The sequence below is a fragment of the Streptomyces sp. NBC_00086 genome, assembly GCF_026343255.1.
GTDB lineage: Bacteria > Actinomycetota > Actinomycetes > Streptomycetales > Streptomycetaceae > Streptomyces.
This window is the reverse complement of sequence record NZ_JAPELZ010000001.1, coordinates 361,247-376,834: the sequence shown is the minus strand read 5'-3', so window position 1 is coordinate 376,834 and position 15,588 is coordinate 361,247. Positions and strand designations below refer to the sequence as shown.

General features: G+C 73.7%; 14 protein-coding genes. 8 read left to right on the top strand and 6 right to left on the bottom strand.

The features are described 5' to 3' along the window. Positions 1-103 precede the first annotated feature (103 nt). Entirely contained in the window at positions 104-2,344 is a 2,241-nt protein-coding gene (locus OG276_RS01685; RefSeq protein ID WP_266901939.1) for an MMPL family transporter, read from the top strand. Between the two features lie 312 nt (positions 2,345-2,656). Then, positions 2,657-3,571, top strand: coding sequence for a LysR family transcriptional regulator (locus tag OG276_RS01680; protein WP_266901937.1), 915 nt, complete (start codon positions 2,657-2,659; stop codon positions 3,569-3,571). A 296-nt stretch (positions 3,572-3,867) separates the two neighbouring features. On the opposite strand, the gene OG276_RS01675 is transcribed toward OG276_RS01680, so the two are convergent. Then, a complete protein-coding gene (locus OG276_RS01675; RefSeq protein ID WP_266901935.1) occupies positions 3,868-4,473 on the bottom strand; it encodes a TetR/AcrR family transcriptional regulator in 606 nt (201 codons plus the stop codon). 113 nt (positions 4,474-4,586) lie between these two features. On the opposite strand from OG276_RS01675, the gene OG276_RS01670 reads away from it, so the two are divergent. Then, positions 4,587-4,847, top strand: a complete 261-nt coding sequence (locus OG276_RS01670) for a DUF6158 family protein (RefSeq protein WP_266901933.1) — start codon at positions 4,587-4,589, stop codon at positions 4,845-4,847. 28 nt (positions 4,848-4,875) lie between these two features. Here the strand turns inward: OG276_RS01670 and OG276_RS01665 are convergent, their stop codons facing one another. Then, on the bottom strand, positions 4,876-5,049 hold the full coding sequence (locus OG276_RS01665; protein WP_266901931.1) for a DUF6126 family protein: 174 nt from the start codon (positions 5,047-5,049) through the stop codon (positions 4,876-4,878). Between the two features lie 162 nt (positions 5,050-5,211). Between OG276_RS01665 and OG276_RS01660 the strand changes: the two genes are divergently transcribed. Then, complete coding sequence (locus OG276_RS01660) at positions 5,212-5,769, top strand: TetR/AcrR family transcriptional regulator (protein ID WP_266901929.1); 558 nt, start codon at positions 5,212-5,214, stop codon at positions 5,767-5,769. Positions 5,770-5,826: 57 nt separating this feature from the next. After that, complete coding sequence (locus OG276_RS01655) at positions 5,827-7,350, top strand: MFS transporter (protein WP_266901927.1); 1,524 nt, start codon at positions 5,827-5,829, stop codon at positions 7,348-7,350. 32 nt (positions 7,351-7,382) lie between these two features. On the opposite strand, the gene OG276_RS01650 is transcribed toward OG276_RS01655, so the two are convergent. From OG276_RS01650 to OG276_RS01640, 3 genes are read right to left on the bottom strand one after another with little or no spacing between them, the layout of a single operon-like run. Next, complete coding sequence (locus tag OG276_RS01650; protein WP_266901925.1) at positions 7,383-8,525, bottom strand: serine hydrolase; 1,143 nt, start codon at positions 8,523-8,525, stop codon at positions 7,383-7,385. Beyond that, positions 8,522-10,318 carry a carboxylesterase/lipase family protein gene (locus tag OG276_RS01645; protein ID WP_266901923.1) on the bottom strand — a complete coding sequence of 599 codons (1,797 nt, stop codon included), beginning with the start codon at positions 10,316-10,318 and terminating at the stop codon, positions 8,522-8,524. The genes OG276_RS01650 and OG276_RS01645 overlap by 4 nt, the downstream gene beginning before the upstream one ends. After that, positions 10,318-10,830 (bottom strand): DinB family protein, encoded by a 513-nt coding sequence (locus OG276_RS01640; RefSeq protein ID WP_266901921.1) that lies wholly within the window; start codon positions 10,828-10,830, stop codon positions 10,318-10,320. Before OG276_RS01640 ends, OG276_RS01645 begins: the two co-directional genes overlap by 1 nt. Before the next feature lie 184 nt (positions 10,831-11,014). Between OG276_RS01640 and OG276_RS01635 the strand changes: the two genes are divergently transcribed. From OG276_RS01635 to OG276_RS01625, 3 genes are all read left to right on the top strand, one after another. Beyond that, on the top strand, positions 11,015-12,091 hold the full coding sequence (locus OG276_RS01635; protein ID WP_266901919.1) for a hypothetical protein: 1,077 nt from the start codon (positions 11,015-11,017) through the stop codon (positions 12,089-12,091). 76 nt (positions 12,092-12,167) lie between these two features. After that, positions 12,168-13,211 carry a PHP domain-containing protein gene (locus tag OG276_RS01630; RefSeq protein WP_266912463.1) on the top strand — a complete coding sequence of 348 codons (1,044 nt, stop codon included), beginning with the start codon at positions 12,168-12,170 and terminating at the stop codon, positions 13,209-13,211. Positions 13,212-13,499: 288 nt separating this feature from the next. Continuing rightward, positions 13,500-14,702, top strand: a complete 1,203-nt coding sequence (locus OG276_RS01625; protein ID WP_266912461.1) for an IS110 family transposase — start codon at positions 13,500-13,502, stop codon at positions 14,700-14,702. Positions 14,703-14,727: 25 nt separating this feature from the next. Here OG276_RS01625 and OG276_RS01620 read toward each other — a convergent pair whose 3' ends face one another. Continuing rightward, positions 14,728-15,483 carry a VOC family protein gene (locus tag OG276_RS01620; protein ID WP_266912459.1) on the bottom strand — a complete coding sequence of 252 codons (756 nt, stop codon included), beginning with the start codon at positions 15,481-15,483 and terminating at the stop codon, positions 14,728-14,730. Between the last annotated feature and the right edge of the window lie 105 nt (positions 15,484-15,588).

The window sequence follows — 15,588 nt, the reverse complement described above, 5'->3', positions numbered from 1 at the left end:
GACGGATCCGCGGCCCGCGGGCCGATGCCGCGGAGCGCCGTGGCGACGAGCCTCGGCATCGTCGGCCGTACAAGGACGGCCGACGAGGTGGTTGGAGGACCCGATGCTCTCGAAAGCCCTGTTGCGCCTGGGTACAAGTGCCGCCCGCCATCCCTGGCGGGTGATCACGGCATGGCTGATCGCCGCCACCCTCGCCGTCCTCGCCGCGGTCGCCTTCGGCGGGCGGACCGCGGACTCGATGACCGCTCCGGGGCTGGACTCCCAACGGGCCGCGGAACTGATCGAGCGGGCCGGCACCGGGCAGGAGGGGATGACCGCCCAAGTGGTCGTCACGCCCCTCGACGGCGGTGCGACGTTCTTCGACCACGGCAGCGCGCGCACCGCTCTCACGCGGCTGCAGACCGAGGTGAAGCGGCTGCCGCACGTGCTCGGCACGAGCGACCCGGCGGGGGCACTCGACGCACGCGGGGACACCGCCGTGCGCGGAGGCCTCGTCTCGGCCGACGGGCGGATCGCGGTCGTCCGGGTGCAGTACCCCGACCAGAGCCGGCTGTCGGCCGAAGACCTCGACGCCCTCGTCGAACTCGGCGACCGGCTGCGCCCCGAGCTGCCGCTGCGCATCGAGATGGGCGGAAACCTCTTCTACGCCTTCTCCGACCCCGACGGCGGCACGAGCGAGCTGATCGGCCTCCTCGCCGCGGCCGCGATCCTGTTCCTGGCGTTCGGTTCGCTGGTCGCCGCCGCGCTGCCGATCGGCATGGCGGTCTTCGGGCTGACCATCGGGGTCGCCACGATGACGGTACTGGCGGGGGTGACGGAAGTCCCCACCTTCGCCCCCGTCCTGGGCAGCATGGTCGGGCTCGGAGTGGGCATCGACTACGCGCTGTTCGTGCTCGCGAGGCACCGGGAGTACCTCGCGCGCGGGCTCGATCCGCAGACGGCGGCCGGACGCGCGGTGGCAACGGCGGGGCGGCCTGTGGTCTTCGCCGGCGGCACCGTCGTCGTATCGATCCTCGGCCTGGCGGTCGCGGACGTGCCGTTCATGACGGTGGGCGGGGTTGCCGTCTCGATCGTCGTCCTGACGATGGTGCTCGCGTCGGTGACGCTGCTGCCGGCCTTCCTCGGTGCGGCGGGCCCGCGCCTGGCCCGGGCCGGCCGGATCGGCCGGGCTCTGCGGACCGGGAAGCCGGGCCGGTTCGCACGGCAGCGGGACGCGGTGGCGGGCGCCGCTCCCGCCGCCGGTTGGCGGCGCTGGATCGGGCACGTCAGCCGGCACCCGGTGCCGTACGCGATCGGCGCCGCGGCGCTGCTGCTGACCGCGACGCTGCCCGTGCTCGGCCTGCGCGTCGGCCTGCCCGACGACGGCTCACTGCCCCACAGCCGTACCGAGCGCCGCGCCTACGACCTCGTCGCCGAGGGATTCGGCCCGGGCACCAACGGCCCCCTCGTCATCGCCGTGGACCCCACCGGTGATCCGGGAGTGCTGGACCGACTCGTCGGGGCGGTCGCGGCGGATCCGGGCATCGCATCCGTCGCGCCGACGCACATCGATCGGGCCACCGGCATCGCGACCCTCGTGGTGTTCCCGACCACCAGCCCTCAGGACGAGGCCACGGCCGACACCACGGCCCGGCTGCGCGCCGACGTGCTGCCCACGGCGATCGGGCCCGGCCCGGCCAGGGCCCACGTCGGCGGCGCCACCGCGAGCCTGTCCGATGTGGGCCGACGCACCAGCCAACGCCTGCCGGTGTTCGTCGCCACCGTGCTGGCGGTGTCGTTCCTGCTGCTGATGCTGGTCTTCCGCTCGATACTCGTACCGCTCAAGGCGGTACTGCTGAATCTGCTGAGCATCGGCGCGGCCTACGGCATCATGGTCGCGGTCTTCCAGTGGGGCTGGGGAGGCGCACTCATCGGGCTGGAAGCGACGGTTCCGATCGTGTCGTTCATCCCGATGTTCCTCTTCGCCATCCTGTTCGGCCTGTCGATGGACTACGAGGTGTTCCTCCTCTCCCGCGTACGCGAGGAGTACCTGCGCACCGGCGACAACGGCACGGCGATCGTCGAGGGCGTCTCGGGCACCGCCCGGATCATCACCTCGGCCGCCCTCATCATGGTGGCGGTCTTCCTGTCCTTCGCCGTCGCCGACGACCCCTCCATCAAAATGTTCGGACTCGGCCTGGCCACCGCGATCTTCATCGACGCCACGGTCGTTCGCATGGTGCTGGTACCGGCGACCATGACGCTCCTCGGCCGGGCCAACTGGTGGCTGCCGAAGTGGCTGGACCGGATGCTTCCCCGCGGCCCGGTCGGCACCGACGACACCGACGCGGAACCCGCGGGGTGAGACCCCGCGTCCACGGCCGGTCGGCCGATCGGCAGGTACGGCTCGATGAACTCCCCGTCCGGATGGGTCAGTTGCACTCGTACTCGCGTCGCGTAAGGCCGGCTATCGGGCCGGACCGTGCCGTGAAGGCGCATCCCGCACGTTGAGCACGACTCGATGCGCGCCCTCGTGGCGGCGGGTCGGCACCCGGTTCCGCCCTCGCGATGGCGGGGCCGGGTTGCCGCCCTGGGCCGTGAACTGATCGTCGGACAGCCGGACATCCAAGTCAATCCTCCGGATTTCTCTTAACCCCCCAGGGATATCTTGGGGGTTGTGACCCTCGATGATCTCCGCGTCTTCGTCGCCGTCTGCCGGGCCGGCAGCCTCAGTGCCGTCGCCCGCGACCTCGGCCGCACCCAGTCCGCCGTCAGCCAGCACATCCGCCGTCTGGAGAAGGAGACCGGCACCGCGCTCCTGGAGCGCCATCCGCGCGGGGTGTCGCCCACCGGGGCCGGTCTGATCCTCCGGGCGGCCGCCGCCGACGGCATCGCCGGGCTCGACGGAGCCCTGCGCCGGCTCGACGACCTGGTACGGGGCGACGGCGGCTCGGTCCGCGTCACCACCGGGGCCACCACCGTGCGGCACTTCATGGCCGAGGCGATCGTCGCCTTCCGGCGCGGCCACCCCCGGGCCAGCCTGGAGTTCCAGACCGAGAACTCCAGCCGTAGCTGCTTCGAAGCCCTCTCCGCCGAGGACCTCGACCTCGCGTGGATCACCATCGGCGGCCCCGTGCGGGGCATCGAACAGCGCCCCGTCATGCGGCTGCCCTGGGTTCTGGCGGTCCGCGCCGACGACCCCCTGGCCGCCCGCTCCCGGCTGGAGCCGGCCGACCTCGGCGCCGTCCGCCACATCCGGCTGCCGGAGAACTCCACCTCCCGCGCCCAGCTCGACGCCGCCCTCGCCGAAGCGGGCATCCGGATCAGCTCCGACACCAGCGCCGCCGACTGGGACACCGCCCTCCTCCTCGCCGAACTGGGCCTCGGCCACGCCGTCGTACCGGCGCTGCCCGGCTGGCAGGTCCCCGGATCAGACGGACCGCTGCGCCTCGTGCCGGTCCCCGCGCTGCCGCCGCTCGCCGTCGGCTGGGCCGTCCGGCGCTGGTCCGCCCTCTCCCCGCTCGCCCGCGCCTTCGCCGACGAGGTGGCCCGCAGCTGCGTGGCCCGCGCGACCGTCCCCGGGCAGCCCTGACGACGGCAGTCGTGATGCGGGCAGCCGTGACGAGGGGAGCCGTGACGACGGCAGTCGTGATGCGGGCAGCAGCCCTGCGGCGGCCGGTGCGGTCAGCGCCGTGACCGAAGCCCCGGTCCCCGGCGCCGCCGCGAGGCCGAGGACGCCGGTGAACAGCAGCCGGGTGTGCCCGTACCGGTCGCCCAGCCGGCCGGCGAGGACCAGGAAGGCGGCCAGGCTCAGCAGACCCAGCCTCGCGCCAAGGTCGGGCGACGAGCATCGCGCAGGCGGCGCTGACGCAGAGCGCGAGCCGGGCCTCACGGGCGGCGCACCGGCAGGTGGGCGTCCAGGGCGGCGTCGACCACCCGGTCGACGGAGGCCTCCGGATCGCCGTCGAGGACGAGCGGCAGACGGCCCCAGGCCCACAGCTGCGCCACGCCGTGCAGATTGGCCCAGTACGCGGCGGCGGTGATGCGGGGGGCTTCGGCGGTTCCGCACCGGGCGACCAGGGAGACGAGCAGCTCGAACAGCGGCAGCGTGGAGTCCCGGAGCCGGGCCTGCGGCGGCCCGTCCTGCCCGCTGCCGTCCAGCAGGTCGTGGCGGAACATCAGCTCGAACATGCCGCGGTGCTCCAGCGCGTAGCCGACGTACGCCCGCCCCAGCGCCCGCACCTGCCCGCGCGGGTCGTCCGCCCCCGGGCCCGCCATCGCGGCGGGGATGCGGGAGTCGAGTTCCTCGAACCCGCGCCGGGCGATGGCGGACAGCAGGGCGTGGTGGGTGGCGAAGTACCGCCGGGGAGCCCCGTGGGACACCCCGGCGCGGCGGGCGATCTCGCGCAGCCCGAGCGCGGCGGTCCCTTCGCTCGTCACGAGCTCCACACCGACGTCGATGAGCCGCTCGCGCAGCCCGCTGTCCTGATCCATGGGCAGTGTCTAGCACCGTTCGGTAGACAGTGTCTATCTCTTCCCCTCGGTGATGATGGGATGAGCACGGCCGGGCGAGAGGCCCGGCCCGGCCGAGGGAGAGGTGACCTGCCATGGCGGAGCGCGAAGCCCGCGAGGCCGGGCCGTCGGCGGGCGGGCTGGAAGAGGGCCGCCTGATGAAGGAGCTCGAAGCCATCCACCGCACGCGTCACGAGACCCTGCTGCACGGATCGGAGGACGCGCTGGTCACGCACACCCGGCGGATGGCGGAGCTGGAGCGCGAGTACGTACGCCGCCACCCGGAACGCGCCCAGACCACGGGCCGCACCCGCTCGGGCGCCCGCGCCCGCACGGGAACGGAAGAACAGGGCTGACCCCCCGGAGGGATGTGCGGGCGGGCGTCTACTTCTCGGCGTGCTCGCCCAGCAGGAACAGCAGCCAGACGAACCCGGCGAAGAGGTGCGTGCCGGCGATGTAGAAGAACGCGCGCAGCAGCACGCCGTTCTCCTTCCACTTCTCGTACTTCGCCGCCGCCGCGAGGGCCTGCTCGGAGCCCTGCTTCTCGTCCGTCGTCACCCGAACAGCGTACTGGCGGATCCGCCCGGGATCAGACGGCGTACGGGTGGATCGAGATCGGCTCTCCGATCATGCCAAAGGCCGCGGCGTACGCCTGTCGCGCAACAGACTTGCATCATGTGAGACAAATTTGTATCGTTTGATACGAAGGAGGATCGCCTGATGAACGAAGAAGAGCTGCTGGACGGCGCCGCACGCGTGCTCGCCGGCGATCACAGTGCCTCCATGGCGCACATCGCCGCAGGCATCGGGACCAGCCGCGCCACGCTCAGCCGGCGCTACGCCACCCGCGAGGCGCTCCTCAAGGCCGTCGCCGTCCGGGCCATCGACGTGGTCGACGGGTGCCTCGCCCCCGCCGACCTGGCCGCCGACGCCGACGGAGCGGAGTTCGACGCCGCGCTGGAGCTGCTCGTCACCGGGTTGCTGCCCGCCGCGCACCTGTACGGGTTCACCTCGCGCGATGCCACCGTGCTCGCCGACCCCGAGTTCCGGGCCGGGATCCAGCGCCAGGACCAGCGGGCCCTCGCCTTCCTCGCGCTCGGCCAGCGCCTCGGCCGGCTCCGCGTCGACCTCCCCGCGTACTGGATCTGGTACTCGCTCTGGGGGCTCCTCGACGCCGCCGCCGAGGGCGTCCGCGACGGCCACCTCGCCCGCCGCGACATCGGCCGGCTCGTCCTCGCCTCCTTCCTCAGCGGAACCCGGCCGTCCCCGGCCGCGTGACCCGCGCCCCCCGAACCTCCCGCGTACGACCGTGAAACAACCGTGAACGGAACCCCCATGCACACCCCCACGCAGGACCCGCGCCGCTGGATCGTGCTCACGATCCTCTCCGGCAGTCTCCTGCTCATCTCGATGGACACCACGATCCTCAACGTGGCCTTCCCCTCGCTCGTCGGCGACCTCCAGCCGGGCGCCGTACAGCAGTTGTGGATCATCGACATCTACGCACTCGCCCTCTCCGGGCTGCTGGTCACCGCGGGCGCCCTCGGCGACCGCTGGGGCCGCAAGCGGCTGCTCATGGCGGGCTTCGGCATCTTCGCCCTCGCCTCGCTCATAGCCGTCTTCTCCACCGAGGCCTGGCACGTCATCGCGGCCCGCGCCCTCCTCGGCGTCGGCGGCGCCGCGATCATGCCCTCCACCCTGTCGATCCTGCGCAGCGTCTTCACCGACGCCAAGGAGCGCGCCTTCGCCCTCGCCGTCTGGGCCGCCGTGTTCGGCGGCGGCATGGCCTTCGGCCCCGTCGTCGGCGGTCTGCTCGTCCAGGACTACGGCTGGCACTCCGCCTTCCTCCTCAACCTGCCCGTCACCGCCGTGATCGTCGCGGCCGGCCTGCGCTACCTCCCCGAATCCCGCTCCCCGCGCTCCACCGGCAAGTGGGACTGGACCGGCGTCGGCCAGTCGATCGTCGGCATGCTCGCCCTCGCGGGCGGCATCAAGCAGCTCGGCAAGAGCGGCGTCGCCGACCCGCTGCCCTGGGCCCTGCTGGTCCTCGCCGCCGTCGCGCTGACCCTGTTCGTCCGCCGCCAGCTCCGCGTGGACAACCCGCTGCTCCAGGTCCGGCTCTTCACCAAGCCCGCCTTCAGCGTGGCCGCCACCGCGATCTTCCTGCCCATGGTGGGCATGGGCGCGATCCTGTTCCTGGTCACCCAGTGGTTCCAGTACGGCCAGGGGTACACCCCGCTGGAGGCGGGCCTGCGCCTGCTCCCGGCCCCGCTCGCGCTGATCTGCGCCTCGATGGTCGCCCCGACCCTCATGCAGCGCTTCGCGATCCGCCACGTGCTCGGCGGCGGCCTGGTGGTCCTCGCCGCGGGCATGGCCCTGCCCTGGACCCTCCAGCAGTTCACCGGCCTCGGCTACCCCGCCTTCGCCGTCGCGCTGACCATCATGGGCGTGGGCACGGGCATCGCGACCACCGTCGCCTCGGTCACCCTCATCTCCGCGGCGCCGGCCGACCAGGTCTCCAGCGCCGCCGCCATCGAGGAGACCTGCTACGAACTCGGCTCGGCCATGGGCGTCGCCATCCTCGGCTCCACCGCCGCCACGCTCTACCGGGGCAACCTCCCGGCACTGGACCTGGACTCCACCACCCTGGCCGCCGTACGGGACTCCGTGGGCGAGGCCGCCCACACCGCCGAACAGCTCGGCGGCGGCGTCGGCCGGACCCTGCTCGACGCCGCCTCGCAGGCCTACACCCTCGCGATCACCTCGGCGTTCCTGATGGCCGGTGTCCTCGCGATCGCCGCCGCGGCGACCACCTGGACGCTGATCCCGCGCGACCTGAGGCCGACCGAGAACCACTGAGGGGGAACAGGGAGTGTGGGCGCACCGGCCTCCTAGGCGGCCGCGTACGCCCACACCGCGCGCATCGGCTCCGGCAAGGGCGACGGGCCGGTCAGTTCCCGCTGCGTCAGCAGGATGGTGACGGCCCCCGTCGCGGGCACGATGTGGGCGGCGGTGCCGGTGCCGCCGATCCAGCCGTAGCGGCCGGGTACGTTCCACGGGTCGGCCGGCACAACGTCGACCGACCCGCCGAACCCCCAGCCCTGGCCCTCCAGGAACAGCGCGGCCCCGGCCCGCTGGTCCGGGGTCAGCCAGTCGGTGGTCATCCGCCGCACCGAATCGGCCGAGAGCAGCGGGCCGCCCCCGTCGAGCAGCATCCGGGCGAAGCGGTGGTAGTCGTCGGCCGTGGAGACCAGGCCGCCCGCACCGGACGGGAAGGCGGGCGCGGTGCTCCACTGCCCGTCGGGGCCGTCCACGAGGTCGAGGCCCCCGTCCGGGCCGGCCCGGTAGGAGTGCGTGAACCGGCCCGACTGCCCGGCCGGCACGGTGAACCCGGTGTCGGGCATGTCCAGCGGCTCGAAGATCCGCTCCGCCAGGAACTCCGGCAGCGAGCACCCCGCCACCCGGGCGATCAGCACGCCCAGCACGTCCGAACAGGTGTTGTACAGCCAGGCCTCGCCCGGCTGGTGCAGCATCGGGATCCGGCCCAGCGCGGCCATCCACTCGTCCGGCCCCGGGACCTCCTGCGGCCCGGGCGGGCCCTGGCGCAGCTCGCCGAAGAGCGGTGCGACCGCCGGGAGCGAGAAGTCGGAGGGGAAGCCCCACCCCGCGCGGAAGGTCATCAGGTCGGCCACCGTCACCGGCCGCTTCGCCGGGACCACGTCGTCGACCGGGCTCGCGGGCGTCCGTACGACCATCGGTCGGGCGATCTCCGGCAGCCAGGGCGCGACCGCGTCGGTCAGCGCGAACCGGCCGTCCTCCACCAGCATCATGACCGCCGCCGCCGTGACCGGTTTGGTGAGCGAGGCGATGCGGAAGATCGAGTCGCGGACCATCGGGGCCCCGCCCCCGGCGTCCGCGCCGCCCACGGCGGCCACTTCGGGCTCCTCGCCGTCGCCCCGGTCCACCAGGGCCACCGCCCCCGGCAGGGTCCCGTCGTCCACGTACGTCTGGAGGATGTCCGTCAAACCGGTCACGAGCCCGCCCTTTCGAGAGCGACAGTCTGTCCTGCGGAGTCCCACAGCCCGCAGTGGTGCCGGGCCGCCGCGTCCACCGGGCGGATCGCGCCCGAGGGCCCCGGCGCCAGGGACAGCACGGCGGGGGAGCGCGGCCACCAGGGCCCCGTCCCGGGGGCGTTCGGATCGCCGGTCGCCGCGAACAGGGTCCAGTAGCCGAGCATCCGCTCCGCGAGCATCCGCTGTGCGGAGCTCAGCGGGAGCCCGCTGTCGAAGAGGTACGGCAGCTCGGACCCGTGAGAGGCCCCGAGGGGGAAGCCCGGCACCGGCGGCAGTGAGGCGAAGTCAGGTGCGCTCCGGTCGTCGAACCCGTAGTCGTACGTCGGCACGTGCCGCGCCAGCGCACGGCTGTCCCGCAGCTGCGGGCAGACGAAGGAGGCGTCCGTCAGCACGGCGGCGAAGGCCAGCGCGGGAGTCGGATGGGCCGTCACCGGATAGGCGGCCTCGACGAGCCCGGCCCGCGCCCCGAACGCGGCGCGCAGCCGGGACCGGTAGGCCCGCGGATCGGCGACCGGGTAGGCGGTCAGGGTCTGCCCGAGGAAGATCCGCATCTCGTCGCGGGTCGAGCCCTGCATCACCGGGACCCGGTGGAACTCCCCGCGTTCCAGGGCCCGTCGGGGCTCGGTGGGGAGCAGCGGGGTGCCGTGGGACACCGCGGAGAAGCGCAGCATGAGCTCGGGTGTGGCCAGGGCCTCGGGGGCGAGGCCGCGCAGGCACCGCAGTACCTCCTCGTCCGCCGGCCGGCCGCAGCCGAGCCGGGCCGCCGCGGCGACCCCCTCGGCCACGGTGCGCGGCTCCGGCACGAACGGCTCGTAGGCGGGCAGCGCGGGGAGCCACGAGTGTGCCGGGACGGTGAGCGAGCAGGAGCCGCTCTGCACGATCGCCCGGTGGAACAGACCGGCCGAGGCCGGGGAAGCGAGGTGCATGCAGACGCTCAGGGCGCCGGCGGACTCGCCGAAGACGGTGACGTTGCCGGGATCGCCGCCGAAGCGGGCGGCGTTGGCCCGCACCCAGCGCAGGGCGGCCTGCTGGTCGGCGAGCGCGAAGTCGGGGGCGCCGTGGAGCGCGGGATGCCCGAAGAGCCCGAAGATCCCGAGCCGGTAGTTGACCGTGACGACCACGGCCCCGCCCGCCGAAGCCAGCCGGCCCGGCCGGTACAGGTCCCCGGCGCCGTTCATGAACCCGCCGCCGTGGAACCAGACCATGACGGGCCGGCCGGAGGTGTCCCGGGCCGCCGGCTCCGGAGCCGTCACGTTGAGGAACAGGCAGTCCTCCGAGCCGCTCGGGCCGCCCGGTCCCACCGCGGGCAGCTGCACGCAACGGGCCCCGGGCGCACCGGCGTCCCGTACGTTCGTCCAGCGCGCGGCGGGCTCCGGGAGCCGCCAGCGCAGCGGCCCGGTCGGCGGGGCGGCGTACGGGATGCCCTCGAAGGTGAGGTACCCGGCGGCCTTCCGCCCGCGCACCGCTCCCCGGTCGGTGTCGACGACGGGCCGTTCGGCGGTGCCGGTGCCGGTGCCGCTTCCTGAGCCGGCGTCGGCGTCTGTACCGGCGTCGACACCCGCACCCGAGCGGTGGCCGGTCCCGTCGGCCCGGGCTCGGTCGAGCGGCGCGGAGCCGGCCCGGGCCCAGGCGCGGGCCCCGGTTGCGGCTTCGGGGCCGGGGGAGGGGGAGGGGAAGGGGGCGGTTGGGGGCGTGGCAGCGGGGGCGGCGGCCGCGAGGAGGAGGGCCAGCAGCAGGGCTCCCGCGGACACCATCAGCGGCCCCTCGTCAGCACGCCCCGGACGAAGGCCGCCTGCCCCGCGTGCTGGAGGTCGTCGCCGATCACGCTGACCAGCCGCACCCCGAGGGTCACCGGCGGATCCCACCGTTCGTCGACCACCCGGTCCAGGTCGGCGGCGGACAGCCCCCGCAGGAACCGCTCCGTCTGCGCGTGGACGGCGTCGAAGTACCCCAGCAGGAGCTCCCCCGAGCCGACCCGGACGGCGCCCGCCTCGCGGGCGGTGTGCCCGTAGCCGGTCGAGCCGGGGGGCAGGGCCAGCCCGAACCGCTCTTCCCAGCCCTGCGCGTCCCAGACCTGTTCCCAGCCGGCCGCGTCGGCCACGTGGTCGTCCTGGATCCTGGTCAGGTGCCAGACGAGCCAGGTGATCGAGTTCGCGCCGGGGTCGATCCGCGCATCGAGCTGTCCGGGCTCCAGCCCCTCGACGGCCTCGTGCACCACGCCCCGGATCCGGCCGAACGCGTCGGCCAGTACCTCCGTACCCTTCATGCCCCCACCATGCCCACGGCGGGCGCCGGCAGGGCCCGCGGCACCGCGGGGGACCCCCGTTTGCCCGCCCCGAATGGCGCAGCGCGGCCGGGTGCCGCTGAATGTAACAAAGCGTGCGCTTCCCATGACGCACGATGACCGGCGCGCGATGTGTAGACCCGCGCGTCGGCGAACGGAGCTTTCCATGAATGACCCGATCACGCTCGCCGCGACGGAGTACGAAGAACCGCGCCGGCTCCCCGACCCCACGGACGTCCGGCCGCCGGCCCCCGGCACGGACGGCCTCGACTTCGGCCCCGAGCCGGAGCCCGAGTCCGGTCCCCAGTCGCTTCCCCAGTCCGGCGCCCAGTCCGGCCCCCGGTCCGGGACCGCTCCCGAGGCCCAGGCCGGTCACGGGGCAGGCGCCGCACCCGGCCCGGACCCCGGACCGCGGCCCGCGGGGGCGACCGCCCGCACCGTGCTGGAGACCGCCGCCACCGGCCGTCCGGTCCGGGAGGTCACCGACCTGGTGAACCTCCTCAAGGAATCCGGGCAGGTCCCCAACCCCGGGCACGCCGCGCTGCGCGCGGCCGCCGTGGCCCGGCCCGTCCACGAGGTCCGCGAGATGGTGACCCTGCTGGGCGAGCCCCCGCACGAGCGGGTCGAAACCGACATCACGCTGCGGGCCGCCGCCCTCGGCCGGCCCATCGAGGACGTGGCCCTGCTCGTCAGCATCCTCGGCACCGGTGAACAGCCCCCGCAGTCCCGCCCCGAGCCGGCGGAGCGGGAACGGACCCCGGTCCGCCCGCCCGCACCGCAGCCCCAGGCCCAGGCACCGGCCCGGGGCCCGTCGCAGACCCCGGCCCGGGGCGCGGCACGGCCGGGCAAGGGCGCGCTGCGCCACATACTGCGCTGGCCGGTGGCGTTCGCACTGCTGCTCTGCGGTGCGCTGCACGTCCCCGGTGATCTGGCGGCCCTCGGCTCCGGCGACCCCGGCGGGCTGCTCGCCCTGGCCGTCACCCTGCTCTGCCTGACCGCCGGCGCCCTGCTGGCGGTACGGGACACGGCCGGCGCGTGGCGGGCCGGCGCGGTGGTCGCGCTCGGTGTGGCCGGGCTCCACGTGGCCGGCGGCGTCGCCGGATTCGACCCGCTCGGCGGCGCGGTCGGCGGCTCCCTGGAGTGGGCCGGCATCACGGCGGTGCTGAGCGCGGCGGCTGGCGCCGTACTCGCCGGACTGGCCCTGCAGTACCGTCCGGCGGCCGACCCGGCCGACGGCGCCTGACCCGGGCGGAGAGGGGGCGCGGGTCAGCGACCCGGCCCCCTCTCCGTCGTTTCGCCGCTTCGTGGAGGGACACGCGATGGACCCGGTGGCCGCGCTGGACAGGATCGCCTTCCTGCTGGAACGCGCCCAGGAGCCGACCTACCGGGTCCAGGCCTTCCGCACGGCGGCCGCCGCCATCGGCCGGATGGGTGAGGGCGAGCTCGCCGAACGGGTCGGAGCGGGCACCCTCGAAGCCGTCAAGGGCATCGGCCCGAAGACCGCCCAGGTCGTCCGCGAAGCCCTCGGCGGAACGACCCCCGCGTACTTGCAGGGGCTGGAGGAGAAGGCCGCGGCCCACCCCGTGGGCCCACCGCCCAGCCCCGAAGCCCTCGCGCTGCGCGCCGCCCTGCGCGGCGACTGCCACCTGCACTCCGACTGGTCGGACGGCGGCAGCACCATCGAGGCGATGGCCCGGGCCGCGGCCGCCCTCGGGCACGACTGGGCGGTGCTCACCGACCACTCGCCCCGTCTGACCGTGGCCCGGGGACTCTCCCCGGAGCGGCTGCGGGAGCAACTGCGCACGGTCGCCGAACTCAACGCGACCTGGGCCCCGTTCCGACTGCTCACCGGCATCGAGTGCGACATCCTCGACGACGGGTCGCTGGACCAGGAACCGGAACTCCTGGCCGAGGTGGACCTGGTGGTCGGCTCCGTCCACTCCAAGCTCCGGATGGACGCCCGCGCCATGACCCGGCGGATGGTCGCCGCCGTGCGCAACCCGCACCTCGACGTCCTCGGCCACTGCACCGGGCGGCTGGTGACGGGCAAGACCCGGCCGGAGTCGGAGTTCGACGCCGAGGCCGTCTTCGCGGCCTGCGCCGAGTCGGGCGCCGCCGTGGAGATCAACAGCCGGCCCGAGCGGCTCGACCCGCCGCGCCGGCTGCTGCGGCTCGCCGTGGCCGCGGGCACCCTCTTCGCGATCGACACCGACGCGCACGCCCCGGGACAGCTCGACTGGCAGACGCTCGGCTGCGAACGCGCCCTGGAATGCGGGGTGAGCGCCGACCGGGTCGTCAACACCTGGTCCGAGGACGAGCTCGTCGACTGGACCCGGACCCGCCGGACGCCGCAGGCCCCGTAGATCCGGCAGGCCCGGTGGATCCGGCAGGCCCGGCAGATCTGTCCGTCCCCCCATTACCGTTTTGCTTGCCCCGCAACGGGGCGCCCGGCCTCCGGAGTTGGCATGACTTTCTCCCCCTGTCGATCTCATGTCTTGGGGGGTGGTGTCACCGGCTCCGGAGGCATCGACAGACCGCTGATTAGGGGCATGACCACCGACTTCTTCGCAGGTCGGGAGGCTCTTCGTAATGTGGATGTGGCGATCGGTGCCGTGGGACGGCCGGGCGAAGAGGACGACCGGAGGACGCGTGTGATCGACATCAGCGGCATCGGCGCCTTCCTCGGCCTGGACGTCGGCAAGGGCGAACACCACGCCACCGCCGTCACGCCGGCCGGGAAGAAGGCCTTCGACAAACGGCTGCCCAACAGCGAACCCAAGCTCCGCGAGGTTTTCGGGAAACTGCAGGCCAAGCACGGGACCGTGCTCGTCGTGGTCGACCAGCCGGCCTCCATCGGAGCCCTGCCGCTCGCGGTCGCAAGGGACATGGGCTGCCCGGTCGCCTATCTGCCCGGACTGACGATGAGGCGGATCGCCGATCTCTATCCCGGCGAGGCCAAGACCGATGCCCGCGACGCGTTCGTCATCGCGGACGCGGCCCGCGTCATGCCTCACACGCTCCGTTCGGTGGACCTCGAGGACGAGACCATCGCCGAGCTGGAGATGATCGTCGGATTCGACGACGATCTGGCCGGTGAGGCAACCCGGATCAGCAACCGGCTGCGGGGCCTGCTCACGCAGATCCACCCGTCTCTGGAACGGATCCTGGGCCCGCGCATCCAGCACCCGGCCGTGCTCAGGCTCCTCGACCAGTTCGGTTCCCCGGCACAGATCCGCAAGGCCGGACGCCGCCGGCTCGTGACCTTGATACGCCCGAAGGCACCGCGGATGGCAGAGCGGCTGATCGAGGACATCTTCACCGCCCTGAACGAACAGACCGTCGTCGTGCCCGGCACGGACGCGGCCGCACTGATCGTCCCGAGCCTCGCCGGCTCGCTCCAAGCGGTGCTTGACCAGCGCAAACTCATCGCCGCCCGGATCGAGGAACTGCTGCAGAACCACCCTCTTTCCAAGGTCCTGACGTCCATGCCGGGGATCGGCGTCAGGACCGGAGCCCGCATCCTCATCGACGTCGGCGACGGATCCAGCTTCCCGTCCGCCGCCCACCTCGCCGCCTATGCCGGGCTCGCCCCGGCGACCCGCAGTTCAGGGTCCTCGATCCGCGGCGAACAACCGTCCCGGAGAGGAAACAAGCAGCTCAAACGGGCCTTCTTCCTCTCCGCGTTCGCCGCCTTGGCCGACCCGGTCTCCCGGGCCTACTACGACAAGAAGATCAGCCAGGGCAAACACCACACCCAAGCCCTCCTCTGCCTCGCCAGACGACGAGCCGACGTCCTCTTCGCGATGCTCCGAGACGGCACCTTCTACGAACCCCAACCCGCCCCATCAGCTTGACCAAACCCATAGGGGCACCCCCCCGTCAGCCCCCGTCGGCCCCGCCGTCCGTACGGGACGCGGTGAGGGTGAACAGCGCCCCGTCCGGATCGCGCAGCGCCACCCACCGCTCCGTCTCGCTCGACCCGGGCTCGGACACCGTGCGGCCGCCCAGCGCGACCGCCGCCGCCACCGCCGGCTCCAGCGCGGGCACCCGGAAGTGCACGTGCCAGCGCGGCCGGGTGTACGGACTGTAGGAGCCCGGCTCCACCGGACCGCTGTCGAGGCGCGCCACCGGCTCCCCGTCCTGGCGCAGCACGACGCGGTCCTCCTCGTACGCCACCTCGCAGCAGCCGGCTCGGCCGGTGGCCCACTCCAGGACCTCCCCGTAGAAGATCGCCGACTCGAAGGCGTCCCGGGTGCGCAGCTCCAGCCAGGCCGGAGCCTGTCCCGTCCCGACCCGCCAGCCCGAGGAGACCTGGCCCTCCCAGATCCCGAACACCGCCCCGTCCCGGTCCGCGACCAGCGCCCCGCGGCCCCCCGACTCGAAGGAGACCGGGCCGACGGCGATCGTGCCGCTGCGCTCGCGGATCCGGTCCACCGCCACGTCGGCGTCGTCGACCGCGAAGTACGGGGTCCAGGCCACGGCCACCGCCAGATCCCCGGCCAGCGCCCCGATCCCGGCCACCGGCATCCCGTCCAGCTCGGCCACGGTGAAGGCCTCGCCGAGCCGTGCGGGCCGGAACCGCCAGCCCGCGACCTCACCGTAGAACCGCTGCGCGGCGCCCAGGTCCCGGGCCATCAGGCTCACCCAGCACGGCGCCCCGAAGACGTCCCTCGTCGAAATCTCCACCGTTTTGCTCCGCCCTTCACCGGGGCGCGGTCAGCGCGCCGTCCGAGCACAAGC